This is a genomic window from Pseudomonas sp. TZ252, from assembly GCF_056110345.1.
The window spans coordinates 3,263,804-3,290,188 of the sequence record NZ_CM148566.1 but is presented as its reverse complement, the minus strand read 5'-3'; the positions used below and the strand labels follow the sequence as shown (position 1 = coordinate 3,290,188).

The window sequence follows — 26,385 nt, the reverse complement described above, 5'->3', positions numbered from 1 at the left end:
CACGGCGGCCGTAGGCAGGATGCGCACGGGCAACCCTGTACCTGCGGCCGTCCCGCCGGCCGTTCACCGACGAGGTGTGCAATGCCTGAATACAACGCCCCGCTGCGCGACATGCGCTTCCTGCTCAACGACGTGTTCGACGCCCCCGCCCTGTGGCAGCGCCTGCCGCGACTGGCCGAGCGGATCGACGCCGACACCGCCGACGCCATCCTCGAGGAAGCGGCCAAGGTCACCGGCGGCCTGCTCGCGCCGCTCAACCGCAGTGGCGACGAAGAAGGCGCGCAGTGGCAGGACGGCGCCGTGCGCACCCCGGCCGGCTTCCGCGAGGCCTACGCGACCTACGCCGAGGGCGGTTGGGTCGGCCTCACCGGCAATCCGGCCCATGGCGGCATGGGCATGCCGAAGATGCTGGCAGTGCAGTTCGAGGAGATGATGTACGCGGCCAACGCCAGCTTCAGCCTCTACTCGACCCTTTCCGCCGGCGCCTGCCTGGCCCTCGATGCACACGGCAGCGAGGAGCTGAAGAACAGGTACCTGCCGAACATGTACGCCGGCACCTGGGCCGGCTCCATGTGCCTGACCGAACCGCACGCCGGCACCGACCTGGGCATCATCCGCACCAAGGCCGAGCCGCAGGCCGACGGTTCATACAGGATCAGCGGGACGAAGATCTTCATCACCGGCGGCGAGCAGGACCTCACCGAGAACATCATCCACCTGGTGCTGGCCAAGCTGCCCGACGCGCCGGCCGGTTCGCGCGGCATCTCGCTGTTCCTGGTGCCGAAGTTCCTGGTCGGCGACGACGGCGCGCTCGGCGCACGCAACGCGGTGCACTGCGGCTCCATCGAGCACAAGATGGGGATCAAGGCCTCGGCCACCTGCGTGATGAACTTCGACGGCGCCAGCGGCTGGCTGGTCGGCGAAGTCAACAAGGGCCTGGCGGCGATGTTCACCATGATGAACTACGAGCGCCTGTCCATCGGCATCCAGGGCATCGGCTGCGCCGAGATGTCCTACCAGAGCGCCGTCGCCTACGCCCGCGAGCGCCTGCAAAGCCGCGCGCCGACCGGCCCGGTGGCCAGGGACAAGGCCGCCGACCCGATCATCGTGCACCCCGACGTGCGCCGCATGCTGCTCACCATGAAGGCGCTGACCGAGGGCGGCCGCGCCTTTTCCACCTATGTCGGGCAGCAGCTCGACCTGGCCAAGTACGCCGAGGACCAGGAAGAACGCAGCCAGGCCGAAGCCCTGGTGGCCCTGTTGACCCCGGTGGCCAAGGCCTTCTTCACCGATACCGGCCTGGAGAGCTGCGTGCTCGGCCAGCAGGTGTTCGGCGGCCACGGCTACATCCGCGAATGGGGCCAGGAGCAACTGGTGCGCGACGTACGCATCGCGCAGATCTACGAAGGCACCAACGGCATCCAGGCGCTCGACCTGATGGGCCGCAAGGTGGTCGCCAACGGCGGGCTGTTCCTCTCCATCTTCAGCCGCGAGGTGCGAGCCTTCGCCGCCGGCGCCAACGCCGAACTGGCGGAGTTCGTCACCCCGCTGCTGACCGCCCTGGACCTGCTGGACAACCTCACCCAGGGCATCGTCGCCCGCGCCGGCAACGACCCGCGCGAGATCGGCGCAGCCTCGGTGGAATACCTGCATCTGTTCGGCTATACCGCCTACGCCTACCTCTGGGCGCGCATGGCCGCCGCCGCGCTGCGCCAGCGCGAGGTCGACCCGGCGTTCCACGACGGCAAGCTGGCCACCGCGCGCTTCTACTTCGCCCGCATCCTGCCCCGCGTGCACTCCCTCGCCGCCGCCGTCGAAGCCGGCAGCGAAAGCCTGTACGGCCTGGAGGCGGAACAGTTCTGAAGCTTCCGTCGCGCGGCCCGTGGGCCGCGTGTTTTTTCCGGGACAGCATGCAACGCGCTGTCCGCCGACAGCCCGCGATAACGGCGGATAACCGCGAAGCGGTTATTCGCCCTACGACGCCCGGGAAGCCGGCCAGGCATTCTTGAAAAACGACGCAACCGCCGGTTATTCGCTAGACCAGGAACAAGGACATATCCATGCGAACCCTCACCACCCTCCTCGGCAACAGCCAGAAACTCGACGGCGGCGCCATGTTCGGCAATGCCCCGCGCGCGCTCTGGTCACGCTGGATGCAGCCCGATGCGGAGAACCGCATCGACCTCGGCTGCCGTGCCCTGCTGGTGCGCGACGGCGAGCGCAACGTACTGGTGGAGACCGGCATCGGCGCGTTCTTCCCGCCCGCCCTGCGCCAGCGCTACGGCGTCCAGGAAGAGCGCCACGTACTGCTCGACAGCCTCGCCGCGGTCGGCCTGGACGACGCCGACATCGACGTGGTGCTGCTCACCCACCTGCACTTCGACCACGCCGGCGGCCTGCTCGCCGCCTGGGAAGAAGGCCAGCCGGCGCGCCTGCTGTTCCCCAACGCGCATTTCGTCAGCGGCCGCCGCCACTGGCAGCGCGCGCGCCAGCCGCACCCGCGCGACCGAGCCTCGTTCGTGCCGGAACTGCTCGACCTGCTGCAGGCCAGCGGACGCCTGGAGCTGCTCGACGACGGCGAGCGCTCGGCGCATCTAGGCGAGGGCTGGCGTTTCCATTTCAGCGAAGGCCATACCCCGGGCCAGATGCTCCCGGAGATCGCCATGCCCGACGGCCCGGTGGTATTCAGCGGCGACCTGATCCCCGGCGCACCCTGGGTACACCTACCGCTGACCATGGGCTACGACCGCTTCCCGGAAGGCCTGATCGAGGAAAAGGAACGCCTGCTGGACAGCCTCATCGCCCGCAACGGCCGACTGGTCTTCACCCATGATCCGTGCGTCGCCATGGGCCGGGTGCGACGCGACGAACAGGAGCGCTACAGCCTCTACGACACCCTCGAGCGGGTCGAGAACCTCGAGGCCTGAGCGAAAGGCGCGGCCCGCCCCGGCGGCGGGCCGCGGGAATCAGGAACGCGCCTTGCGCGCGCCCTTGCAGCGCTCGATGCCGAGCCGGCAGATCCGCTCGCAGAGTTCGGCGAAACCGATCCCGGCCGCCGCCGCGGCCTGCGGCAGCAGGCTGGTGGCGGTCATGCCCGGCAGGGTATTGACCTCCAGGCACCAGAGCCGGCCCTGTTCGTCGAGGCGGAAGTCGGTGCGGCTGTAGCCGCTCAGCTTCAGCGCCCGGTGTACCTTCAGCGCCAGACGCTGGGCCTCGGCGGCGATCGCCGGCGGCAGGTCGGCGGGAAACACCTCGCGCACCGCGCCGGCCTGGTACTTGTGCTCGTAGTCGAAGACCTCCTGGCCGCCGAGGAGAATCTCGCCCACCGGCAGCGCCTGGTCGTCGAGCACCCCGACGGTGACCTCGCGGCCGGCGACGAAGCGCTCCAGCATCACCTCGTCGCCATAGCGCCCGGCCAGCTCGATGGCCGGCTGCAATTCGGCCTGGGAATGCACGATGGACAGCCCCACGGTGGAGCCCTGGCTGTTCGGCTTGACCACCAGGGGGAAGCCCAGTTGCTCGCGCACCGCCTCTTCCGAGGCCGGCGCCATCAGCCAACTGGCGGTCTCCACCCCGGCGGCGAGGAACAGGCGCTTGGCCACGTCCTTGTCCATCGCCATGGCGCTGGCCAGGTGGCCGCTGCCGGTATAGGCGAAACCACCGGCATCCAGCAGCGCCTGCAGGGTGCCGTCCTCGCCGGTGCCGCCGTGCAGGGCGAGGAAGAACACGTCGACCCCAGCCAGTTCGCCGGCGCTCAGCAGGCTCTGCTTGCCGCTGCGGATGATCGCCAGCGAGTCGGAGTCCGGCGGGACCTCCTTGACCTTGCTCGCCAGCAGGTGGCGCTCTTCCTCCGCGCCGAGCAGGCCGCTGGCGGTATCCACCGCCAGCACCTGGTGGCCGGCGCTGCGCAACGCCTGGATCACCTGCGCGCCGCTGGCGATGGAGACGTCCCGTTCCTCACTGCTGCCGCCGAAGAGAACGGCGACCTTCAACTTGTCCTGTCCCATGTTCCACCTGTCGTTCCAGTGCTGGAGGCAGAAAAGCACAACACAGGGGTAACTGAACAGAGACAGTCATCGTCGCGCGCAGCGAACGGCCTCCCTCAGCCGCGCAGTTCCTCGACCAGCGTGCGCAGCAGTTCGGCGGCCGGCAGCTCCCGCGCCAGCGCCGCGCCCTGGCCGGCCCACTGGGCGGCGAAATCATGGTTGCCGCGAGCCAGAGCGGCGGTCTGCAACGCTTTGGTCGCGTCGTAGACGAACGGATAGTCCGGCAAGGGCGGCACTCCAGGCGCGGCGGCATCGAAGAACATCCGGTTGGGCAGGCCGCGGGCGCTGCGCCCGGACATGGTCACGGTCAGCGCGGTGCGCGCCGCGCGCGGCCCCTTCAGCGCCTCGCGGTAGGCGGCGTTGGCCGAGGACTCCGGACAGAGGACGAAGGCGGTGCCCATCTGCACGGCGCTCGCGCCCAGCTCCAGGGCGGCGCGGATGCCCCGTCCGTCCATGATCCCGCCGGCAGCCACCACCGGTAGCGAACCGCGCGCCGCCAGCAGGCGGACCAGCGCCAGGGTGCCGATGGCGGCGTCGCCGCGCTCCGGCTCGAACACCCCGCGATGGCCACCGGCCTCGATGCCCTGGGCGACCACCGCATCGGCGCCGGCGGCCTCCACCAGAGCCGCTTCCTCCGGCGTGGTGGCACTGACCAGTACGCGGATGCCCGCCGCCTGCAACGCGCGAACCTGGTCGCGGGGCGGCGCGCCGAAATGGAAGCTGACCGCCGCCGGCCGCTCTTCCAGCAGCATCGGCAGCAGAGTCGGGTCTTCGAGGAAGCTCAGGTAGATGTTGTTCAGGCGCGCCGGCGGCTCGGCGCCGAACTCGGCGAACAGCGGCTTCAGGTAGTCCAGCCAGGCGCGCTCGCGGGCCGGGTCGGCCTGCCCCGGGCGGTGGCAGAACAGGTTGACGTTGAACGGCTTGTCGGTCAGCCCGCGCACCTCGCGGATCAGCGCCCGGCCCTTCTCGGCGGCGCTACCGGTGATGGCGATCGAACCGAGCCCGCCGGCGTTGGATACGGCGGCGGCCAGCGCCGGCGTGGAGACGCCGAGCATGGGTGCCTGGATGATCGGCTGCTGGATGCCGAGCAGGCGCGTGAAGCGGTCAGTCATGGCGATTCCCTCTCCCGGTCGGACGACACCGCGTCGGCCGACGCTTGACCAATATATCTTCATAAAAGAATATTTTTAACAATTCATTCTCATAAAGAGATAGATCGATGGACCTTTCCTCCCTCGAAATCTTCCGCGCGGTCGCCCACGAGGCCAGCGTCACCCGCGCCGCTCAGCAGTTGCAGCGAGCGCAGTCGAACGTCACCACGCGGATCCGCCAGCTCGAGGAGGACCTGGGCGTCGAACTGTTCCTGCGCGACGGCAAGCGCATGAGCCTGACCGAACGCGGCAGCGAATTCCTCGCCTACGCCGAGCAGTTGCTGGCTCTCGCCGACGAGGCGCGTCAGTCGATGCATCCCGCCGAGCCCGGCGGGCGCCTGCGCCTGGGCAGCATGGAAAGCACCGCGGCCAGCCGCCTGCCGGCGCTGCTGGCGAGCTATCACAAGGCCTGTCCGCGGGTCGCCCTGGAAGTCTCCACCGGCACCAGTCGCGCGTTGTTCGATGGGGTGCGGGCGCGGCGCCTGGACTGCGCGCTGGTGGCCGCCGGCCCGGGCTGGGCCGGCGAACTCGATGGCAGCGGCCTGCGCGGCGAGCCGCTGTTCCGCGAGGAACTGCTGATGATCCTGCCGGCCGAACACCCGCCGGTCCACGACGTCGCCGAGGTGCGCCTGCGCACCCTGGCCGGCTTCGCCCGTGGCTGCACCTACCGGCAACTGGCCGAGGACAGCCTGGGCACGCCGCTGACGGTGCAGGAAGTCGGCTCCTACCATGCGATCCTCGCCTGCGTCGCCGCCGGCGCCTGTGTCGGCGTGCTGCCGCGCTCGGTGCTGCAACTGCTCGGCACGCCGCCGCTGCGCAGCCTGCCCCTTGCCGAAGTAGACACCTGGCTGGTCTGGCGCGAAGGCTACGCGACCGCCGCCTTCGAACGCTGGCGCGGCGTGCTGGGCCAGGCCGGCGACTGAGCGGCCAGGGCGAACCCAACGGCCTGGCTCCGGTCCAACCCCGAGCCATCAGAACAATAGCGAGCCAAGGAGTTGCCCATGAGAAGACTGCCCACCCTCTGCCTGCTGGCCCTCTGCCTGCTGGCCCTCGCGCCGCTCACCGGCGTGGCGCCCCAGGCCCAGGCCGCCAGCCTCTACAACCTGCTGGTGGGGACCTATACCGAAGGCTCCAGCGAAGGCATCCAGGTATACCGCTTCGACGGCGCCGACGGCTCGGTGAAAGGCCCGCTGCGCGTGGCCCATACCAGCAACCCCTCGTACCTGACCTTCGCCCCGGACCAACGCACTCTGTTCGTGGTCAACGAGAACGGACGGGGCGGCAAGGGCGATACCGTCGGTCGCGCCACGTCCTACCGTTTCGATCCGATCAGCGGCCGCCTGCAACAGATCAGCCAGGTCCAGACCCTCGGCGATCATCCGACCTACAGCAGCCTCAGCCACGACGGTCGCTACCTGTTCGTCGCCAACTACTCGGTACAGCCGGAAGGTTCGGTGGCGGTACTGCCGGTGCGCGCGGACGGCTCGCTGGCGCCGGTGGTGCAGGTGGAGTCGCACCAGGCCAGCAAGGTGCATCCGCGCCAGGTTTCCGGTCATGTGCACTCGGTGGTGTCCTCGCCCGACGGCCAGTACCTGTTCGCCCCCGACCTCGGCGCCGACAAGGTATTCGTCTACCGCTACGCCCCGGAACAGGCCGAACGTCCGCTGCAGGCGGCCGATCCGGCATTCGTCCCGACCCCGCCCGGCAGCGGCCCGCGCCATCTGATCTTCAGCGCCGACGGGCGTTTCGCCTACCTGACCCTGGAACTGAGCGGCCAGGTGATGGTGTTCGCCCATGAGGGCAATGGCCGCCTGCGTCAGTTGCAGACCCACGACCTGGCGCCTGCCGGCTTCCAGGGCAAAGTCGGCGCCGGCGCCCTGCACCTGTCCGCCGACGGCCGCTTCCTCGGCGTGCTCAATCGCGGCGACGACAACCAACTGGTGACCTTCGCCGTCGACCCGGCCAGCGGCCAGTTGCGTTTCGTCGAACGGCGCTCGGTGGAAGGCACCGAGCCGCGCGAATTCGCCTTCTCGCCCGGCGGGCGCTTCGTCCTCGTGGCCAACCAGAACAGCGACCAGTTGCGGGTGTTCGCCCGCGATCCGCAGAGCGGCCAGGTGGGCAAGACGCTGCAAAGCGTCGAGGTGGGGTCGCCGAGCGATCTGCGCTTCGTGGCGGTGCCGTGACCTTGCGCTCGGCCATCCGCCGATACGCCGCTGGGCCGGCGGATCGGCGCTAAGCGGTCATCCGCACTACGGAGCCAGACCCGAAGCCCGCCCTGGCTCCAAGGCCCACAGGCATGGAGCTTCCGCCCACATACGGCAAGTCCTGTAGGGCGAATAACGCCAGGGGCGTTATCCGCCGCTGTCCCGGAGAACCGGCGGATAACCGCAAGCGGTTATTCGCCCTACGGAACCAGGATCCGCCACGTAGAGGTTTGCCATGCTTGCCCTCCAGACGATGGGGTAGCTAACTCGCCCCGGCAGGAGGTCGAATCGTCGCGCAGCGGGTCGAGCGACAGTGATGCCGCGAAGGCGTCTCGCTCCAGGGGGAACCGTCGCGACGGGTTGCCCGCAAGCTACACCCAGCCCCTCCCCCAATAGTCCCCGCGACCAATCGTCAGCCCCTCATCCCACCGTCCCGCGACACCAACGAATCCACCTTAAACCCACGCCCAGCAAGGCCTATAGCGCTAATCACAGACGCCCTTGACCTCAACTTAACTTGAGGTTTTATAGTCCCCGCTGCGGTCATACCGCCCCGTTTCCCCAGGACCACGAACCGCCTCCACGGCCGCTTCGCGGCGCCGGATGGCGACCAGCACAAGGAACGACCCATGCAGCGCTTCATCGATAACTCGCTCGAAAGCAACTGGCTCTGGCTGACCGCCCGGATCTGCCTGGCCCTGATGTTCGTCGCCTCGGGACTGGCGAAGCTGTTCGACTATCAGGCCAGCCTGGAGGAAATGCGCGCCGCCGGCCTGGAGCCGGCCTGGCTGTTCAACATCGCCACCGCCGTGACCCTGCTGGCCGGCTCCGCGCTGGTCCTGCTGGACCGCAAGCTATGGCTCGGCGCCGGGGCGCTGGCGGTGTTCCTGCTGCTGACCATCCTCATCGTCCACACCTTCTGGAGCAAGACCGGCGTCGAAGCCAAGCTGGCGATGTTCTTCGCCCTCGAACACATCGCGGTGATCGGCGGCCTGATCGCCACGGCCATCGCCAGCGCGCAACGTCAGCGGCTGCGCCAGGACGTCTCCGTGGCCGCCACCTACCAGAAGGCCTGAGGCGATCATGCAGAAACCCGTCCTGATCGCCAGTGCCGCGCTCATCTGCGCGGCGGTTATCGGCATCGCCGTCTACGCCACCGGCTCGGCGAAGAAAGACGCCGGCGGTTTCGCCGGCTACCCGCCGGTGAAGGTCGCCCTCGCCTCGGTGGAGCGGCGGGTGGTGCCGCGCGTCTTCGATGGCGTCGGCGAGCTGGAGGCCGGTCGCCAGGTCCAGGTGGCCGCCGAAGCGGCAGGACGGATCACCCGCATCGCCTTCGAATCGGGCCAGCAGGTGCAGCAAGGGCAGTTGCTGGTGCAACTCAACGACGCGGTGGAACAGGCCGAGCTGATCCGTCTCAAGGCGCAGTTGCGCAATGCCGAGATCCTCCATGCCCGTGCGCGCAAGCTGGTAGAGCGCAACGTCGCCTCGCAGGAACAGCTGGACAACGCCGTCGCCGCCCGCGACATGGCGCTCGGCGCGGTGCGCCAGACCCAGGCGCTGATCGACCAGAAGGCGATCCGCGCGCCCTTCTCCGGCCAGCTCGGCATCCGCCGCGTGCACCTCGGCCAGTACCTCGGCGTCGCCGAGCCGGTGGCCAGCCTGGTGGATGCGCGGACCCTGAAAAGCAATTTCTCCCTGGACGAAAGCACCAGTCCCGAGCTGAAGCTCGGCCAGCCCCTCGAGGTCCTGGTCGACGCCTATCCGGGGCGCAGCTTCCCGGCGCGCATCAGCGCCATCGACCCGCTGATCGGCAAGTCGCGCACGGTGCAGGTCCAGGCCTTGCTGGACAACCCCGAAGGCCTGCTCGCCGCCGGCATGTTCGCCAGCATCCGGGTCTCGCGCAAAGCCGACGCGCCGTCGCTGAGCGTGCCGGAAACCGCAGTCACCTACACCGCCTACGGCGACACCGTGTTCGTCGCCCACCAGGACGGCGACCGGCCGCTCAGCGCCAAGCGCGTCTCGGTGCGGATCGGCGAGCGCTGGGACGGTCGCGTGGAAATCCTCCAGGGCCTCGCCGAGGGCGACCGGGTAGTGACTTCCGGACAGATCAACCTGAGCGACGGGATGGCCGTGGAACCGGTCAAGGAAGACACCCTGAGCAGCGCCGCGCCCCCCGTGCCGGTCGCAGGCCGCTGAAGGAACCCCGCGATGACCTTTACCGACCTGTTCGTCCGCCGGCCGGTGCTGGCGCTGGTGGTCAGCACGCTGATCCTGCTGCTCGGCCTGTTCTCCCTGGGCAAGCTGCCGATCCGCCAGTACCCGCTGCTGGAAAGCTCGACCATCACCGTCACCACCGAGTACCCCGGCGCCTCCGCCGATCTCATGCAAGGCTTCGTCACCCAGCCGATCGCCCAGGCGGTGTCGTCGGTGGAGGGCATCGACTACCTTTCCTCGACCTCGGTGCAGGGGCGTAGCGTGGTGACCATCCGCATGCTGCTCAACCGCGATTCGACCCAGGCGATGACCGAGACCATGGCCAAGGTCAACTCGGTGCGCTACAAGCTGCCCGAGCGTGCCTACGACTCGGTGATCGAACGCTCTTCCGGCGAGACCACCGCGGTAGCCTACGTCGGCTTTTCCAGCAAGACCCTGCCGATCCCGGCGTTGACCGACTACCTGTCGCGGGTGGTCGAGCCGATGTTCTCTTCCATCGACGGCGTGGCCAAGGTCCAGACCTTTGGCGGCCAGCGCCTGGCCATGCGCCTCTGGCTCGACGCCGACCGCCTCGCCGGGCGCGGCCTGACCGCCTCCGACGTGGCCGAGGCGATCCGCCGCAACAACTACCAGGCGGCGCCGGGGATGGTGAAGGGGCAGTACGTGCTGTCCAACGTGCGGGTCAACACCGACCTGACCAACGTCGACGACTTCCGCGAGATGGTCATCCGCAACGATGGCAACGGCCTGGTGCGCCTGCGCGACGTCGGTACCGTCGAACTGGGCGCCGCGGCCACCGAGACCAGCGCACTGATGGACGGCGACCCGGCGGTGCACCTGGGGTTGTTCCCGACGCCCACCGGCAACCCGCTGGTGATCGTCGACGGCATCCGCAAGCTGCTGCCGGAGATCCAGAAGACCCTGCCGCCGGATGTCCGCGTCGACCTCGCCTACGAGACTTCGCGCTTCATCCAGGCCTCCATCGACGAGGTGGTGCGGACCCTGGTGGAAGCGCTGCTGATCGTGGTGCTGGTGATCTACCTCTGCCTCGGCTCGCTGCGCAGCGTGCTGATCCCGGTGGCGACCATTCCCCTGTCGATGCTCGGCGCCGCCGCGCTGATGCTGGCCTTCGGCTTCAGCGTCAACCTGCTGACCCTGCTGGCGATGGTGCTGGCCATCGGGCTGGTGGTGGACGACGCCATCGTGGTGGTGGAGAACGTCCACCGCCACATCGAGGAAGGCAAGTCGCCGGTGGCGGCGGCGCTGATCGGCGCCCGCGAAGTGGCCGGCCCGGTGATCGCCATGACCATCACCCTGGCCGCCGTGTACACCCCCATCGGCCTGATGGGCGGCCTCACCGGCGCGCTGTTCCGCGAGTTCGCCCTGACCCTGGCGGGCGCGGTGATCGTGTCCGGGGTGGTGGCGCTGACCCTGTCGCCGGTGATGAGTTCGCTGCTGCTCCAGGCGCACCAGAACGAGGGGCGCATGGGCCGCGCCGCCGAGTGGTTCTTCGGCGGCCTGACGCGGCGCTACGGGCAGGTCCTGGAGTTCTCCCTGGGCCACCGCTGGCTGACCGGCGGCCTGGCATTGCTGGTGTGCATCAGCCTGCCGCTGCTGTATTCGATGCCCAAGCGCGAACTGGCGCCGACCGAGGACCAGGCCGCGGTGCTCACCGCGATCAAGGCGCCGCAGCACGCCAACCTCGACTATGTCGAACTGTTCGCGCGCAAGCTCGACCAGGTCTACACCAGCATCCCGGAAACCGTCAGCACCTGGATCATCAACGGCACCGACGGACCGGCGGCGAGCTTCGGCGGGATCAACCTGGCGGCCTGGGAAAAACGCGAGCGCGACGCCTCGGCGATCCAGTCCGAGCTGCAAGGCAAGGTCGGCGATGTCGAGGGCAGCAGCATCTTCGCCTTCCAGTTGGCCGCCCTGCCCGGCTCCACCGGCGGCCTGCCGGTGCAGATGGTGCTGCGCAGCCCGCAGGACTACCCGGTGCTCTACCGGACCATGGAAGAGATCAAGCAGAAGGCCCGACAGAGCGGGCTGTTCGTGGTGGTCGACAGCGACCTCGACTACAACAACCCGGTGGTCCAGGTCCGCATCGACCGCGCCAAGGCCAACAGCCTGGGCATCCGCATGCAGGACGTCGGCGAGTCGCTGGCGGTGCTGGTGGGCGAGAACTACGTCAACCGCTTCGGCATGGAGGGCCGCTCCTACGACGTGATCCCACAGAGCCTGCGCGACCAGCGTTTCACTCCGCAAGCGCTGGCACGACAGTTCGTGCGCACCCAGGACGGCAACCTGGTGCCGCTGTCGACGGTGGTCCGGGTGGCGCTTCAGGTCGAACCGAACAAGCTGATCCAGTTCGACCAGCAGAACGCCGCGACCCTCCAGGCGATCCCCGCGCCCGGCGTCTCCATGGGCCAGGCGGTGGCCTTCCTCGACGACGTGGCGCGCGGCCTGCCGGCCGGCTTCAGCCACGACTGGCAATCCGACTCGCGGCAATACACCCAGGAAGGCAACACCCTGGTGTTCGCCTTCCTCGCCGCCCTGGTGGTGATCTACCTGGTGCTCGCCGCGCAGTACGAGAGCCTGGCCGACCCGCTGATCATCCTGATCACCGTGCCGCTGTCGATCTGCGGCGCGCTGCTGCCGCTGGCGCTGGGCTACGCGACGATGAACATCTATACGCAGATCGGCCTGGTCACCCTGATCGGCCTGATCAGCAAGCACGGCATCCTCATGGTCGAGTTCGCCAACGAACTGCAACTCCACGAGCGCCTCGACCGCCGCGCGGCGATCCTGCGCGCCGCGCAGATCCGCCTGCGGCCGGTGCTGATGACCACCGCGGCAATGGTCTTCGGCCTGGTGCCGCTGCTCTTCGCCAGCGGCGCCGGCGCCGCCAGCCGCTTCGGCCTGGGCGTGGTGATCGTCTCCGGGATGCTGGTCGGCACCCTCTTCACCCTGTTCGTGCTGCCCACCGTCTATACCCTGCTGGCGCGCAACCACGCGGAAGTCGACAAGAGCCCGCGCAGCCGGCAACTGGCCGAGGCCGATCTGCTGGTGAACAAGGCATGAAGCGCTCCTACCCGAACCTTTCGCGCCTGGCGCTGGCCCTGGCGGTCGGCACCGGCCTGGCCGCCTGCAGCGTCGGCCCCGACTACCAGCGTCCGCAGTCGCCGCCGCCACGCGTCGCCAGCGAGCACCTCGGCGAGTTCTCCGGCGAGCGGCGGGAAGCGCCCTGGTGGAGTTTCTTCGACGATCCGCAACTGGTGCGCCTGGTCGACCAGGCGCTGGCGCGCAACCACGACATCCGCGAGGCCCGCGCCAACCTGCGCAGCGCCCGCGCGCTGTTCGACGACCGCTGGCTCGACCAGTTGCCGCAGGTCACCAGCCAGGCCGGCTACAGCCGCAGCATCGAACAACAGCTGGACTACGACGGCGAGCCGCGCCGGCGCCTGGCGGAGAGCTACCGCGCCGGCTTCGACGCGCAGTGGGAAATCGACCTGTTCGGCCGCCTCGGCCGACTTTCCGACGCCGCCTTGGCCCGCGCCGAAGCGGCCGACGCCGACCTCCGGCTGGTACGCCTGAGCATCGCCGCCGACACCGCCCGCGCCTACTTCGAGATCCAGGGCTACCAGCGCCGGCTGGACGTGGCGCGCGCCCAGGTGCGCAGTTGGCGCGACACCCTGGAGCTGACCCGCAGCAGCCTGCAACTGGGCAGCGGCCTGCCGGAGGACGTGGAGAACGCCCAGGCCAACCTGCTGCGCAGCGAAGCGGCGATTCCGCCACTGACGACCGCGCTGGAGAGCGCCCGCTATCGCCTCGACGTGCTGCGCGGCGAGGCACCCGGCAGCGGCGCGCCGATCCTCGACGGCGGCGCCGCCGCGCCATTGGCGAAGAACCTGCCGCTGGGCGACGTCGACCGCCTGATCCTCCAGCGCCCCGACGTAGTCAGCGCCGAGCGGCAACTGGCAGCGAGCACCGAAGACGTCGGCGCGGCCACCGCCGAACTCTATCCGCGCCTCGACCTGGGCGGCTTCATCGGTTTCTTCGCCCTGCGCAGCGGCGACCTCGGCAGCGCCTCGCGCGCCTTCGAACTGGCGCCCAGCGTCAGTTGGCCGGCGTTCCGCCTGGGCAACGTGCGGGCCCGCCTGCGCGCCGTCGAGGCGCAGTCCGACGCCGCGCTGGCGCGCTACCAGCGCTCCCTGCTGCTGGCCCAGGAGGACGTCGGCAACGCGCTCAACCAACTGGCCGAACACCAGCGTCGGCTGGTCGCCCTGTTCCAGTCCGCGACCCATGGCGCGAACGCCCTGGAGATCGCCAACGAACGCTACCGCGCCGGCGCCGGCAGCTACCTGGCGGTGCTGGAGAACCAGCGCGCGCTGTACCAGATCCGCGAGGAACTGGCGCAGGCGGAGACCGCCTCGTTCGTCAACGTCATCGCGCTCTACAAGGCGCTCGGCTGGGGCAGCGGCGACCTGGCGCCGGGCGCCGGCCAACTGGCCGCCGGCGAAACCGCCGGGGCCAACCGTTGAAAGTTCCGATTCAGGCCCTGGCAGCGACGATCATGCGGGTTTCCATCGGCAGGTCGACGATCCGCTCCACCGCGAAGCCGCCGCGCCCGAGCAGGTCGACCACCTCCTCGGTGGTGCGGTGACGGCCAGCGCAGGCCATGAACAGGTGCACGTCCCAGAGCACCGACATCGGCGACGGCTCGCTGGCCGAGATGGTCCGCTCGATCACCACCACCCGGCCGTCGCCGGCCATCGCCTCGCGGCAATTGCCGAGCAACCGCAGGCTGGCGGCTTCGTCCAGATCGCCGATGATCCGCGACAGCAGGTAGATATCGCCGTTGGACGGCACCTCTTGCAGCATGTCGCCGCCCACCAGGCTGACGCGCTCCCCTGCCAACAGGCTGGAAAGGTTGTCGCGGGCCACGCCGAGGGAACCCTCGCGGTCGAGCATCACGCCCCGGGCGCTGGGCTCGGCCTGCAGGATGGCCTTGGTCAATTCGCCGGAACCGCCACCGACGTCGACGAAGCTACGCCCGCGGAAATCCAGGAGCCTGGGGATCTCGTGGAAGGCCAGGTTGCTCGCCTTCATCGCCAGCAGGAAGCGCCGGCCGGCATCCGGGCAGCGCTTCAGGTAGCTGTAGAAGTCTTCGCCGAACGCCAGCTCGAAGCCTGGGGTACCGCTGAGCAGCGCCTCGCAGGCGGGCGTCCAGGCGGCGTGGAACTCCTCGCCGTAGAACAGCACCATGTCGCGGAAGGAGCCCTCGACATCCCTCAGCAGGTGGCTGGTGGGGGTATTGGCGTAGCCGTCGCGGGTATCGCCCTGGAAGATCTCGAAGGCCACCAGCAGGCGCATCAGTCGATGGATGCGCTCGGCATCGGAAGCGACCGCGGCGGCCAGCGTCTCGTCGCTGTCGATCCCGCTCTCGATCAGATCGGCCAGCCCGAGGCGCGTAGCGACGTAGACGCAACGGGACTTCCATTCCCCGGTAACAACTTGTATCAAATTACGCGCAGCAGCAAGATTCGAATTATTCATCTTTTATTCTCTCTCGTTACACATTTCCGTAACCCGAGAAGTACCCAAGCGCTCTATTTCGCACTTCTTGCCCGCTCGGCGAGAAATACCGCAGAACACCCCGGTTCATTCGGAACTTTGAGAAAAAATGCGCTCATCCCCCGGATCAGCGCTCCCTGGATCTCGTTGCGGAAACAACCCTGGAACTTTCCAACTGCCTGTTCCAGAGCCTTTTCCTGCGTACCGAAAGAATAAAATTACAACTTGGCTACAACCTCCGGCATTGCAGGAAGCATCAGCTTAGCAATCCCGCATACCCTGTCTGGCACCTACCAGATCTTGTAGTTGAGCCGGTACGAGCGTTCTGTGTTTTATGCAATCCACATCAGCGACCAGGGATGCTGGCTATTTGAAACACTTCACGGAATGACGCTGAAAGTCTTCGCGACCTCGTCTGTCGCACCTTAACGAAAGCATTGCGAATCCATTACCGACAGGTTTCCAAAAGAAACCCGGGATGAAACTCCTATTGCCTTTCGAAAATTGGAAACGACAGGCGAACATATGTAACGCGAAATTTCACCCTACGTATAAACAATGCGCCCAGCGAATATCGCTCCCTTACCGAGCGACGAACTCCTGCGCGCCAGCGAATAACCGATGCCGCGAGGGAAAAGTTTCTCCGGCATACCTGGAGAGCCCTCTCGGAGGCGGCGCATGAACGGTCAGCGGTACAGGGAAACACCCCTCGACATCGAGCGTCTGCGGCGCCTGAATCGCGCCACGGTGGAGCGCTACATGGCAATGAAGGGGGCCGAACGGTTACAGCAGCACAGCCTGTTCGTCGAGGACGGCTGCGCCGGCAACTGGACCACGGAAAGCGGCGAACCCCTGGTTTTCCGGGGCCATGAGAGCCTCAGGCGGCTCGCCGAGTGGCTCGAGCGCTGCTTCCCCGACTGGGAGTGGCACAACGTGCGGATCTTCGAGACCGAGGATCCGAACCACTTCTGGGTCGAGTGCGACGGGCGCGGCAAGGCGCTGGTCCCGGGGTATCCGCAGGGCTATTGCGAGAACCACTACATCCATTCCTTCGAACTCGAGAACGGCCGGATAAAACGTAATCGCGAGTTCATGAACCCGATACAGAAACTGCGTGCATTGGGAATAGCCGTTCCGCAAATAAAACGTGACGGTATTCCCACTTGAATGACATCTACCGCCAAGGAGCATTGACGATGCCTGATACGACAAATCCAATCGGTTTCACCGATGCCAACGAACTTCGCGAAAAGAATCGCGCCACCGTCGAGAAGTACATGAATACCAAAGGCCAGGATCGCCTGCGCCGCCATGAACTTTTCGTCGAGGACGGCTGTGGCGGTTTATGGACCACCGATACCGGCTCGCCCATCGTCATTCGTGGCAAAGACAAACTTGCGGAACATGCCGTCTGGTCATTGAAGTGCTTTCCCGATTGGGAGTGGTACAACATAAATATATTCGGAACCGACGACCCCAATCATTTCTGGGTCGAATGCGACGGTCACGGCAAGATTCTTTTCCCCGGATATCCCGAAGGTTATTACGAAAACCACTTCCTGCATTCCTTCGAACTTGAAGACGGCAAGATCAAGCGCAACCGCGAATTCATGAACGTCTTCCAGCAATTGCGCGCCTTGAGCATTCCGGTCCCGGAAATAAAACGCGAAGGCATTCCCACTTGATCGAAACGATATCTCCTGCCGAAGGGGGACCCACCATGGACGATCTATTGCAACGCGTACGGCGCTGCGAAGCGCTGCAGCAACCCGAATGGGGCGATCCGTCGCGCCTGCGCGACGTGCAGGCGTACCTGCGCGGCAGTCCGGCGCTGATCCGCGCCGGCGACATCCTGGCCCTGCGCGCGACCCTGGCGCGGGTCGCCCGCGGCGAGGCGCTGGTGGTGCAGTGCGGCGACTGCGCCGAGGACATGGACGACCACCATGCCGAGAACGTGGCGCGCAAGGCCGCCGTGCTGGAACTGCTGGCCGGCGCCCTGCGCCTGGCCGGCCGGCGGCCGGTGATCCGCGTCGGGCGCATCGCCGGGCAGTACGCCAAGCCGCGTTCCAAGCCGCACGAGCAGGTCGGCGAGCAGACCCTGCCGGTCTATCGCGGCGACATGGTCAACGGCCGCGAGGCCCATGCCGAGCAGCGCCGGGCCGATCCGCAGCGGATCCTCAAGGGCTATGCGGCGGCGCGCAACATCATGCGCCACCTGGGCTGGGACGCCGCGTCCGTGCAGGAGGCGAATGCCTCGCCGGTCTGGACCAGCCACGAGATGCTGCTGCTCGACTACGAGCTGTCGATGCTGCGCGAGGACGAGCAGCGCCGGGTCTACCTCGGTTCGACCCACTGGCCGTGGATCGGCGAGCGCACCCGCCAGGTCGACGGCGCCCATGTGGCGCTGCTGGCCGAGGTGCTCAACCCGGTGGCCTGCAAGGTCGGCCCGGAGATCGGCCGCGACCAGTTGCTGGCGCTCTGCGAGCGCCTCGACCCGCGCCGCGAGCCGGGGCGCCTGACGCTGATCGCGCGGATGGGCGCGCAGAAGGTCGGCGAGCGCCTGCCGCCGCTGGTGGAGGCGGTGCGCGCGGCCGGGCACCCGGTGATCTGGCTGAGCGACCCGATGCACGGCAACACCATCGTCGCGCCCTGCGGCAACAAGACCCGCCTGGTGCGCAGCATCGCCGAGGAGGTGGCGGCGTTCCGCCTGGCGGTGTCCGGCTCCGGCGGCGTGGCCGCCGGGCTGCACCTGGAGACCACCCCGGACGACGTCACCGAGTGCGTCGCCGATTCCAGCGGCCTGCACCAGGTCAGCCGGCACTACACCAGCCTCTGCGATCCGCGGCTGAACCCCTGGCAGGCACTCAGCGCGGTGATGGCCTGGTCCGGCGCAGAAGCGATCCCGAGCGCAACCTTCCCCCTGGAGACCGTGGCATGAGCGGCATTCCCGAAATCACCGCCTATCCCTTGCCGACTGCCCAGCAGTTGCCGGCCAACCTGGCGCGCTGGAGCCTGGAGCCGCGGCGCGCGGTGCTGCTGGTGCACGACATGCAGCGCTACTTCCTGCGCCCGCTGCCCGAGAGCCTGCGCGCCGGGCTGGTGGCCAACGCCGCGCGGCTGCGCCGCTGGTGCGTCGAGCAGGGCGTGCAGATCGCCTACACCGCCCAGCCGGGCAGCATGACCGAGGAGCAGCGCGGCCTGCTCAAGGACTTCTGGGGGCCGGGCATGCGCGCCAGTCCGGCCGACCGCGAGGTGGTCGAGGAGCTGGCGCCGGGGCCGGACGACTGGCTGCTGACCAAGTGGCGCTACAGCGCCTTCTTCCACTCCGACCTGCTCCAGCGGATGCGCGCCGCCGGCCGCGACCAGTTGGTGCTGTGCGGCGTATACGCCCACGTCGGGGTGCTGATCTCCACGGTCGACGCCTACTCCAACGACATCCAGCCGTTCCTGGTGGCCGACGCCATCGCCGACTTCAGCGAGGCGCACCACCGCATGGCCCTGGAATACGCCGCCAGCCGCTGCGCGATGGTGGTCACCACCGACGAGGTGCTGGAATGAACGCCCTGCCCACATCGCTGTTGCAGCGCCTGCTCGAACGGCCGGCGCCGTTCGCCTTGCTCTACCGCCCGGAAAGCAATGGCCCGGGCCTGCTCGACGTGATCCGCGGCGAGGCGCTCGAACTGCACGGCCTGGCCGACCTGCCGCTGGACGAGCCCGGCCCGGGCCTGCCGCGCCATGACCTGCTGGCGCTGATTCCCTACCGGCAGATCGCCGAGCGCGGCTTCGAGGCGCTCGACGACGGCACGCCGCTGCTGGCGCTGAAGGTCCTGGAGCAGGAACTGCTGCCGCTGGAGCAGGCCCTGGCGCTGCTGCCGAACCAGGCGCTGGAACTGAGCGAGGAAGGTTTCGACCTCGACGACGAGGCCTACGCCGAAGTGGTCGGGCGGGTCATCGCCGACGAGATCGGTCGCGGCGAAGGTGCCAACTTCGTGATCAAGCGGCGCTTCCAGGCGCGCATCGACGGCTACGCCACGGCCAGCGCGCTGAGCTTCTTCCGCCAGTTGCTGCTGCGCGAGAAGGGCGCCTACTGGACCTTCATCGTCCACACCGGCGAACGCACCCTGGTCGGCGCCTCGCCCGAGCGACACATCAGCGTGCGCGACGGCCTGGCGGTGATGAACCCGATCAGCGGCACCTACCGCTACCCGCCGGCCGGGCCGAACCTGGCCGAGGTCATGGAATTCCTCGACAACCGCAAGGAAGCCGACGAGCTGTACATGGTGGTGGACGAGGAGCTGAAGATGATGGCGCGGATCTGCGAGGACGGCGGCCGGGTGCTCGGTCCCTACCTCAAGGAGATGGCGCACCTGGCGCACACCGAGTACTTCATCGAGGGCCAGACCAGCCGCGACGTGCGCGAGGTGCTGCGCGAGACGCTGTTCGCCCCGACCGTCACCGGCAGCCCGCTGGAAAGCGCCTGCCGGGTGATCCGCCGCTACGAGCCGCAGGGTCGCGGCTACTACAGCGGGGTGGCGGCGCTGATCGGCGGTGACGGCCAGGGCGGGCGCACGCTGGACTCGGCGATCCTGATCCGCACCGCCGAGATCGAGGGCGACGGCCGCCTGCGCATCGGCGTCGGCTCGACCATCGTGCGTCACTCCGATCCCCTGGGCGAGGCGGCGGAAAGCCGGGCCAAGGCTTCTGGGCTGATCGCCGCGCTGAAGAGCCAGGCGCCGCAGCGCCTGGGCTCGCACCCGCACGTGGTGGCGGCGCTGGCCAGCCGCAACGCGCCGATCGCCGACTTCTGGCTGCGCGGCGCCAGCGAGCGCCAGCAGTTGCAGGCCGACCTGTCCGGACGCGAGGTGCTGATCGTCGATGCCGAGGACACCTTCACCTCGATGATCGCCAAGCAGCTCAAGTCGCTGGGCCTGACGGTGACCGTGCGCGGCTTCCAGGAGCCGTACTCGTTCGACGGCTACGACCTGGTGATCATGGGCCCCGGCCCGGGCAACCCCACCGAGATCGGCCAGCCGAAGATCGGCCACCTGCACCTGGCCATCCGTTCGCTGCTCAGCGAGCGCCGGCCGTTCCTCGCCGTGTGCCTGAGCCACCAGGTGCTGAGCCTGTGCCTGGGCCTGGACCTGCAACGCCGGCAGGAGCCCAACCAGGGCGTGCAGAAACAGATCGACCTGTTCGGCGCCGCCGAGCGCGTCGGCTTCTACAACACCTTCGCCGCGCGCGCCCTGCAGGACCGCATCGAGATTCCCGAGGTCGGCCCGATCGAGATCAGCCGCGACCGCGAGACCGGCGAGGTCCATGCCCTGCGCGGGCCGCGCTTCGCCTCCATGCAATTCCACCCCGAATCGGTGCTGACCCGCGAGGGTCCGCGCATCATCGCCGACCTGCTGCGTCACGCGCTGGTCGAGCGGCGGCCCTGAGCCAGGAGAGCCCATGCACAGATATGTCGTGATAGACGCCTTCGCCAGCGAACCGCTGCAAGGCAACCCGGTGGCGGTGTTCTTCGACTGCGACGACCTCAGCGGCGAGCGCATGCAGCGCATGGCGCGGGAGATGAACCTGTCGGAGAGCACCTTCGTGCTCCGCCCGCAACAGGACGGCGACGCGCGCATCCGCATCTTCACCCCGGTCAACGAACTGCCGTTCGCCGGCCACCCGCTGCTGGGCACCGCCATCGCCCTGGGCGCCGAGACCGACAAGGACAGGCTGTTCCTGGAGACCAGGATGGGCACCGTGCCCTTCGCCCTGGAGCGCCAGGACGGCAAGGTGGTGGCCTGCAGCATGCAGCAGCCGATCCCCACCTGGGAGCACTTCAGCCGCCCGGCCGAGCTGCTCGCCGCCCTCGGCCTGAAGGGCTCGACCTTTCCCATCGAGGTCTACCGCAACGGCCCGCGCCACGTGTTCGTCGGCCTGGAGAGCGTCGCCGCGCTGTCCGCGCTGCACCCCGACCACCGCGCGCTGTGCGACTTCCCGGACCTGGCGGTGAACTGCTTCGCCGGCGCCGGGCGGCACTGGCGCAGCCGCATGTTCTCGCCGGCCTACGGCGTGGTCGAGGACGCCGCCACCGGTTCCGCCGCCGGGCCGCTGGCGATCCACCTGGCGCGCCACCGGCAGATTCCCTACGGGCAGCAGATCGAGATCCTCCAGGGCGTCGAGATCGGCCGGCCGTCGCGCATGTACGCCCGCGCCGAGGGCGCCGGCGAGCGGGTCTCGGCGGTGGAAGTGTCGGGCAACGGCGCGGCCTTCGCCGAAGGCCGGGCCTACCTGTGAACGGGCAGAACGGAGGAACGCCGTGATGGGCGTCAACGCGAACATTTCCGAGTCCCTCACCGGGACCATCGAAGCCCCTTTCCCGGAGTTCGAGGCGCCGCCGGCGAACCCCATGGAGGTGCTGCGCAACTGGCTGGAACGCGCCCGCCGCTATGGCGTGCGCGAGCCGCGGGCACTGGCCCTGGCCACGGTCGACGGGCAGGGCCGGCCGTCGACGCGGATCGTGGTGATCGCCGAGCTGGGCGAGCGCGGGGTGGTGTTCGCCACCCACGCCGATAGCCAGAAGGGCCGCGAGCTGGCGCAGAACCCCTGGGCCTCGGGGGTGCTGTACTGGCGCGAGAGCAGCCAGCAGATCATCCTCAACGGCCGCGCCGAACGCCTGCCCGACGAGCGCGCCGACGCCCAGTGGCTGAGCCGCCCGTACCAGACCCACCCGATGTCGATCGCCTCGCGGCAGAGCGAAACCCTCGCCGACATCCACGCCCTGCGCGCCGAAGCCAGGCGCCTGGCGGAAACCGACGGCCCGCTGCCGCGCCCGCCGGGCTACTGCCTGTTCGAACTGTGCCTGGAGTCGGTGGAGTTCTGGGGCAACGGCACCGAGCGGCTGCACGAGCGCCTGCGCTACGACCGCGACGAAGGAGGCTGGAAGCACCGCTACCTGCAACCGTGACGACACCGCTGCGCCGGCGTTTCACGGCGGATATGCGTCCCACGGCCCCGGAGTCGGGCCGTAGGGCGAATAACGCCACCGGCGTTATCCGCCGCTGCGCCGACGTTTCATCGCGGTAAACGGTCATCCATCCCAGCCGAACCCCCATCGATTCGAACACTCGAGAAAAGGAAGCACCCATGAGCGAACCCATCGATATCCTCATCGCCGGCGCCGGCATCGGCGGCCTCAGTTGCGCCCTGGCCCTGCACCAGGCCGGCATCGGCAAGGTCACGCTGCTGGAAAGCAGCAGCGAGATACGCCCCCTTGGCGTCGGCATCAATATCCAGCCGGCGGCGGTCGAGGCCCTTGCCGAACTGGGCCTCGGCCCGGCGCTGGCGGCCACCGCCATCCCCACCCACGAGCTGCGCTACATCGACCAGAGCGGCGCCACGGTATGGTCCGAGCCGCGCGGGGTGGAAGCCGGCAACGCCTATCCGCAGTACTCGATCCATCGCGGCGAACTGCAGATGATCCTGCTCGCCGCGGTGCGCGAGCGCCTCGGCCAACAGGCGGTACGCACCGGTCTCGGCGTGGAGCGTATCGAGGAGCGCGACGGCCGCGTGCTGATCGGCGCCCGCGACGGACACGGCAAGCCCCAGGCGCTCGGTGCCGATGTGCTGGTCGGCGCCGACGGCATCCATTCGGCGGTCCGCGCGCACCTGCATCCCGACCAGGGGCCGCTGTCCCACGGTGGGATCACCATGTGGCGCGGCGTCACCGAGTTCGACCGCTTCCTCGACGGCAAGACCATGATCGTCGCCAACGACGAGCACTGGTCGCGCCTGGTCGCCTATCCGATCTCGGCGCGTCACGCGGCCGAAGGCAAGTCGCTGGTGAACTGGGTGTGCATGGTGCCAAGCGCCGCCGTCGGCCAGCTCGACAACGAGGCCGACTGGAACCGCGACGGGCGCCTGGAGGACGTGCTGCCGTTCTTCGCCGACTGGGACCTGGGCTGGTTCGACATCCGCGACCTGCTGACCCGCAACCAGTTGATCCTGCAGTACCCGATGGTAGACCGCGATCCGCTGCCGCACTGGGGCCGGGGACGCATCACCCTGCTCGGCGACGCCGCCCACCTGATGTATCCGATGGGCGCCAACGGCGCTTCGCAAGCAATCCTCGACGGCATCGAGCTGGCCGCCGCGCTGGCGCGCAACGCCGACGTGGCCGCAGCCCTGCGCGAATACGAAGAAGCGCGGCGGCCGACCGCCAACAAGATCATCCTGGCCAACCGAGAACGGGAAAAAGAGGAATGGGCCGCCGCTTCGCGACCGAAGACCGAGAAGAGCGCGGCGCTGGAAGCGATCACCGGCAGCTACCGCAACCAGGTGGAACGGCCACGCTAGCAACACCGGGCAGGCCACCGCGCCTGCTCTCTCCCGCCCCTCCCGTCCGCGGGAGAGGAGGCATCCGTGCGGGTGCCGGGCGCTGCGCGCCTATCGGCAGCGCTTCAGGCCTCTTCCGCCCGCCCCTTCCACTCCCCGCGCCCCTCGCCGGCCTGCAGGCGCAGGGCGAGCAACAGGGCCAGCACCGCCAGGGCGCTGCCGGTGAGGAAACCGCCGGCATAGCCGATCTGCGCGGTGAGGCTGACCAGGAACGAAGACGCCAGCATCTCGCCGAGGTCTCGGGTGCTCTGCACCGCGGTGACATCGGTGCCGGCCTGGCCGCCCTGGCCGGCGAAGCGCATCGCCGCGGTGAGGATCGCCACCGAGGTGATGCCGGTAGCCAGCGAGCCGATCAGCACGCAGGTCCACGCCAATCCTTCGCTCAGTGCCAACCAGCGACCGGCCTGCAGATACCAGAGCAGCGCCGAACAACCGGCGAGCACCACGCCAAGGGCGAAACCGCGCCACAGGCCGATCCGCCTGACCAGCCAGGCGCCGCCGCCGCAGCCGAGGAATACCGTGACCAGGCCACCGCTCATGCCCAGCCGGCCGATGTCCTGCAAGGCCCAGCCGGCATCGCTGAGGTACAGCTTGGACAGGCCGAAGCCGGATACCGCGGTCATCGCCGACAGCAGCGCCAGCGCCAGCAGCGAAGGCGCCAGCGGCCGACGCAGGAAGCGCAGCAGGCTGGCCTTGGCGGCCGGTGCCGGGGGGAGTTCGTGGGGGTCGCCGCGCCCCAGGGCGAGCACGCAGCACAGGCTTGCCAGCGGCACGCAGGCCATGACCAGGAACGCCGTGCGCTGGCCGAAATGCCCGGCGAGGATCAGGCTGCCGGCGCCGCCGCCGAAGAAGCCGATCATCACCCCGGCGATCTGTACCGCGTTGACCTTGGCCAGCAGCTCGCCGCTGAAGTGCTCCGCCGCCATGCCGTCGGTGGCGATGTCCTGGGTCGCGCTGGCCAGCGAAGCCAGCGCCAGCAGGCCGACCGCCCAACCGGCACTGGCCACGCCGAGGCCGAGCGTCGCCAGGCCGAGCAGGCAGGCGAGGACCATGCATTGCATCGGCAGGATCCAGCTACGCCGCCGGCCGAGACGGCGCGACCAGTGATTGTCGACCCAGGGTGCCCAGAGGAACTTGACCACCCAGGGCAGCCCCACCAGGGGCAGGAAGGCCAGCGCCTGCAATGGCGCGCCATCCTGGCGCAGGAGGGTGGGCAGGGCGTCCATGGCCAGGCCGATGGGAATGCCCTGGGACAGGTAGAGCAACGCCAGGGTGATGACCAGGCGGCGGTGGCGGTACAGCTCAAGCATGGTGGTCTCCGGTGACACGGGGGTGGGCGGGTGGCGTGGCGGCGCGCGCCTGCATCCAGGCGTGCCGGATGAGCAGCGCGCCGCAGAGGATCAGGGTGAGGTCGGGGCCCAGGGCCGGCAGCCGGCCGCGCATGAGCCAGGGCGCCAGGTGCGCGACGGCGGCCGCCAGGCAGGCCAGCCCGGCGACGCCGAGCAATCCGCGCGCCAGCGGCCAGTCGCCCGGCAGCAGCAACGCCGCCAGGCCAGCGGCGGCCCACAGGACAAGGAACAGCCGCCCCGGCCAGGGTCCGGCGAGTAGCTCCGAGGGCGCGAGTTGCAGCCCCAGCAGGAGCAACGCGGCCGCCGCCACCAGGCCGGCACAGAAACCCTGGCTCAGGCGCTGCAAGAGCCGTACGCGGGCGTCCGGCGCCGAGGCGCGTCGTTGCAGCCACAGGTACAGGCCGCTGGCGCAGAGCAGGCAGGCGCCGAGGCCCATCGCCAGGTGCAGGCCGCGCAACGCGGCGGACCAGCCCGGCCCGAGCCACTGGTACTGGGCGAAATGCAACGGCTGCACGGCGATGAAGGCGCGCAGCCAGAACCCGCGCTGCGCCGAGCTGCGCTCGCCGAGCAGGGCGCCGTCGGCCAGCCGATAGCGGTGCCGCTCGAAGTTCGCGGTACTCGGCAGGCCACGCTGGATACCGGCGATCTCCACGCTGCCGGCGACATCCCCGGCATGGCTGAGGCTCAAGCGCTGGGCGACGAAGCCGGGCGCCCGCACGGCATCGCCGGCAAGCAGGCGGTCGAGATCGATGCGGGACGCCAATGGCCGCCCCTCGGCGGCGGGCGGCGGCGGTCCCATCAACTCGACGAACACCCGGTTCGGTTCCTGCGGGTAGGCCACCGGCGCCAGCAGCAGGGTCCCGAGAGCGCCCAGCCCGCTGAGCGCGCCGGTGAAACCGAACAACAGCAGCCAGGGCAGTCCCCAGATGCCGATCAGGCCATGCAGGTCGAACAGCGCCAGGCGCAGCCCGCGATCCCGCCGCCAACGCCGCAGGTCGCGCCAGCGGCGGCTGTGCAGCAGCACGCCGGCCAGGCACAGCAGCAACAGCGATACGCCGAACAGGCTGACCAGCACCCGCCCGGGGAAGCCGACGAACAGGCTCTTGTGCAGGTTCAGCAGGAGGTCCAGCGCCGGCATCGGTGGCAGCACCCGGCCGCTGGCCGGGTCGAGGTCCAGCCGGCAGTCCAGGCGCGCATCGCAGACGCTGAAGGCGGCATGGCCGGGAGCGGGCAGCAGCAGGGTCGCATCGCGGATGTCGACGCCTTCCTCGCCCGCCCGTTCGAGCAGGCGCTCCAGCGCAAGGGCTTCTCCTCCCGCCTGCGCCGGGGCCCGCAGCCACTCGCGCAGGTCGTCGTGGCCAAGACTCCAGGCGCCACTGAACAGCACCACGAACAGCAGCACGCCGAACAGCGCGCCGGCGCCACCGTGCAGCGAGAGCAGGAGAGGACGCGCCGCCAC

General features: G+C 68.9%; 21 protein-coding genes. 16 read left to right on the top strand and 5 right to left on the bottom strand.

The features are described from left to right. The first annotated feature begins 81 nt into the window (after positions 1-81). Together ACYAF3_RS15230 and ACYAF3_RS15225 are read left to right on the top strand one after the other, a co-directional pair. Positions 82-1,863, top strand: a complete 1,782-nt coding sequence (locus tag ACYAF3_RS15230; protein ID WP_003159276.1) for an acyl-CoA dehydrogenase C-terminal domain-containing protein — start codon at positions 82-84, stop codon at positions 1,861-1,863. Between the two features lie 197 nt (positions 1,864-2,060). Next, positions 2,061-2,927, top strand: a complete 867-nt coding sequence (locus tag ACYAF3_RS15225) for an MBL fold metallo-hydrolase (RefSeq protein ID WP_003093600.1) — start codon at positions 2,061-2,063, stop codon at positions 2,925-2,927. Positions 2,928-2,966: 39 nt separating this feature from the next. Here ACYAF3_RS15225 and ACYAF3_RS15220 read toward each other — a convergent pair whose 3' ends face one another. After that, a complete protein-coding gene (locus ACYAF3_RS15220) occupies positions 2,967-4,007 on the bottom strand; it encodes a D-alanine--D-alanine ligase (protein ID WP_003118978.1) in 1,041 nt (346 codons plus the stop codon). A 95-nt stretch (positions 4,008-4,102) separates the two neighbouring features. Continuing rightward, positions 4,103-5,158, bottom strand: coding sequence for a nitronate monooxygenase (gene nmoA / locus ACYAF3_RS15215; protein WP_003111998.1), 1,056 nt, complete (start codon positions 5,156-5,158; stop codon positions 4,103-4,105). A 107-nt stretch (positions 5,159-5,265) separates the two neighbouring features. Here nmoA and nmoR point away from each other — a divergent pair, with 107 nt between their 5' ends. The 6 genes from nmoR (at position 5,266) to opmD (ending at position 14,159) form a co-directional block, all read left to right on the top strand. Then, complete coding sequence (gene nmoR / locus ACYAF3_RS15210) at positions 5,266-6,120, top strand: LysR family transcriptional regulator NmoR (RefSeq protein WP_003104733.1); 855 nt, start codon at positions 5,266-5,268, stop codon at positions 6,118-6,120. 78 nt (positions 6,121-6,198) lie between these two features. Continuing rightward, entirely contained in the window at positions 6,199-7,380 is a 1,182-nt protein-coding gene (gene ppgL / locus ACYAF3_RS15205; protein ID WP_034015398.1) for a gluconolactonase PpgL, read from the top strand. A gap of 650 nt (positions 7,381-8,030) precedes the next feature. After that, on the top strand, positions 8,031-8,477 hold the full coding sequence (gene mexG, locus ACYAF3_RS15200) for a multidrug efflux RND transporter inhibitory subunit MexG (protein WP_003093607.1): 447 nt from the start codon (positions 8,031-8,033) through the stop codon (positions 8,475-8,477). Positions 8,478-8,484: 7 nt separating this feature from the next. Beyond that, positions 8,485-9,597: a multidrug efflux RND transporter periplasmic adaptor MexH gene (gene mexH, locus ACYAF3_RS15195; RefSeq protein WP_003104731.1), complete on the top strand. Its 1,113-nt coding sequence runs from the start codon at positions 8,485-8,487 to the stop codon at positions 9,595-9,597. A 12-nt stretch (positions 9,598-9,609) separates the two neighbouring features. Next, positions 9,610-12,699, top strand: coding sequence for a multidrug efflux RND transporter permease MexI (mexI, locus tag ACYAF3_RS15190; RefSeq protein WP_003118165.1), 3,090 nt, complete (start codon positions 9,610-9,612; stop codon positions 12,697-12,699). Then, on the top strand, positions 12,696-14,159 hold the full coding sequence (gene opmD, locus ACYAF3_RS15185) for a multidrug efflux transporter outer membrane subunit OpmD (RefSeq protein ID WP_003104727.1): 1,464 nt from the start codon (positions 12,696-12,698) through the stop codon (positions 14,157-14,159). Before mexI ends, opmD begins: the two co-directional genes overlap by 4 nt. Before the next feature lie 10 nt (positions 14,160-14,169). On the opposite strand, the gene phzM (ACYAF3_RS15180) is transcribed toward opmD, so the two are convergent. Continuing rightward, positions 14,170-15,174, bottom strand: a complete 1,005-nt coding sequence (gene phzM / locus ACYAF3_RS15180) for a phenazine-1-carboxylate N-methyltransferase PhzM (RefSeq protein ID WP_128669625.1) — start codon at positions 15,172-15,174, stop codon at positions 14,170-14,172. Between the two features lie 696 nt (positions 15,175-15,870). Here phzM (ACYAF3_RS15180) and phzA point away from each other — a divergent pair. The 8 genes from phzA (at position 15,871) to phzM (ACYAF3_RS15140) (ending at position 23,538) form a co-directional block, all read left to right on the top strand. Continuing rightward, on the top strand, positions 15,871-16,359 hold the full coding sequence (gene phzA / locus ACYAF3_RS15175; RefSeq protein ID WP_128669627.1) for a phenazine biosynthesis protein PhzA: 489 nt from the start codon (positions 15,871-15,873) through the stop codon (positions 16,357-16,359). 29 nt (positions 16,360-16,388) lie between these two features. Further along, a complete protein-coding gene (gene phzB / locus ACYAF3_RS15170; RefSeq protein WP_003123955.1) occupies positions 16,389-16,877 on the top strand; it encodes a phenazine biosynthesis protein PhzB in 489 nt (162 codons plus the stop codon). Positions 16,878-16,912: 35 nt separating this feature from the next. Then, positions 16,913-18,130: a phenazine biosynthesis protein PhzC gene (gene phzC / locus ACYAF3_RS15165; protein WP_023128567.1), complete on the top strand. Its 1,218-nt coding sequence runs from the start codon at positions 16,913-16,915 to the stop codon at positions 18,128-18,130. Further along, complete coding sequence (gene phzD, locus ACYAF3_RS15160; protein ID WP_003093625.1) at positions 18,127-18,750, top strand: phenazine biosynthesis protein PhzD; 624 nt, start codon at positions 18,127-18,129, stop codon at positions 18,748-18,750. The genes phzC and phzD overlap by 4 nt, the downstream gene beginning before the upstream one ends. After that, on the top strand, positions 18,747-20,630 hold the full coding sequence (gene phzE, locus ACYAF3_RS15155) for a phenazine biosynthesis protein PhzE (protein ID WP_003118954.1): 1,884 nt from the start codon (positions 18,747-18,749) through the stop codon (positions 20,628-20,630). The genes phzD and phzE overlap by 4 nt, the downstream gene beginning before the upstream one ends. Positions 20,631-20,643: 13 nt before the next feature. Continuing rightward, the gene (gene phzF, locus ACYAF3_RS15150) at positions 20,644-21,480 is read left to right on the top strand and encodes a phenazine biosynthesis protein PhzF (protein WP_003093628.1); all 837 of its coding nucleotides are present in this window, start codon (positions 20,644-20,646) and stop codon (positions 21,478-21,480) included. A gap of 25 nt (positions 21,481-21,505) precedes the next feature. Continuing rightward, positions 21,506-22,150, top strand: coding sequence for a phenazine biosynthesis FMN-dependent oxidase PhzG (phzG, locus tag ACYAF3_RS15145; protein ID WP_003112073.1), 645 nt, complete (start codon positions 21,506-21,508; stop codon positions 22,148-22,150). Between the two features lie 179 nt (positions 22,151-22,329). Beyond that, positions 22,330-23,538, top strand: a complete 1,209-nt coding sequence (phzM, locus tag ACYAF3_RS15140; protein WP_003142876.1) for a pyocyanin biosynthetic protein PhzM — start codon at positions 22,330-22,332, stop codon at positions 23,536-23,538. A gap of 104 nt (positions 23,539-23,642) precedes the next feature. Here the strand turns inward: phzM (ACYAF3_RS15140) and ACYAF3_RS15135 are convergent, their stop codons facing one another. Further along, positions 23,643-24,887: an MFS transporter gene (locus ACYAF3_RS15135; protein WP_003115085.1), complete on the bottom strand. Its 1,245-nt coding sequence runs from the start codon at positions 24,885-24,887 to the stop codon at positions 23,643-23,645. Then, positions 24,880-26,385 carry a PepSY-associated TM helix domain-containing protein gene (locus ACYAF3_RS15130; protein ID WP_073658464.1) on the bottom strand — a complete coding sequence of 502 codons (1,506 nt, stop codon included), beginning with the start codon at positions 26,383-26,385 and terminating at the stop codon, positions 24,880-24,882. The genes ACYAF3_RS15135 and ACYAF3_RS15130 overlap by 8 nt, the downstream gene beginning before the upstream one ends.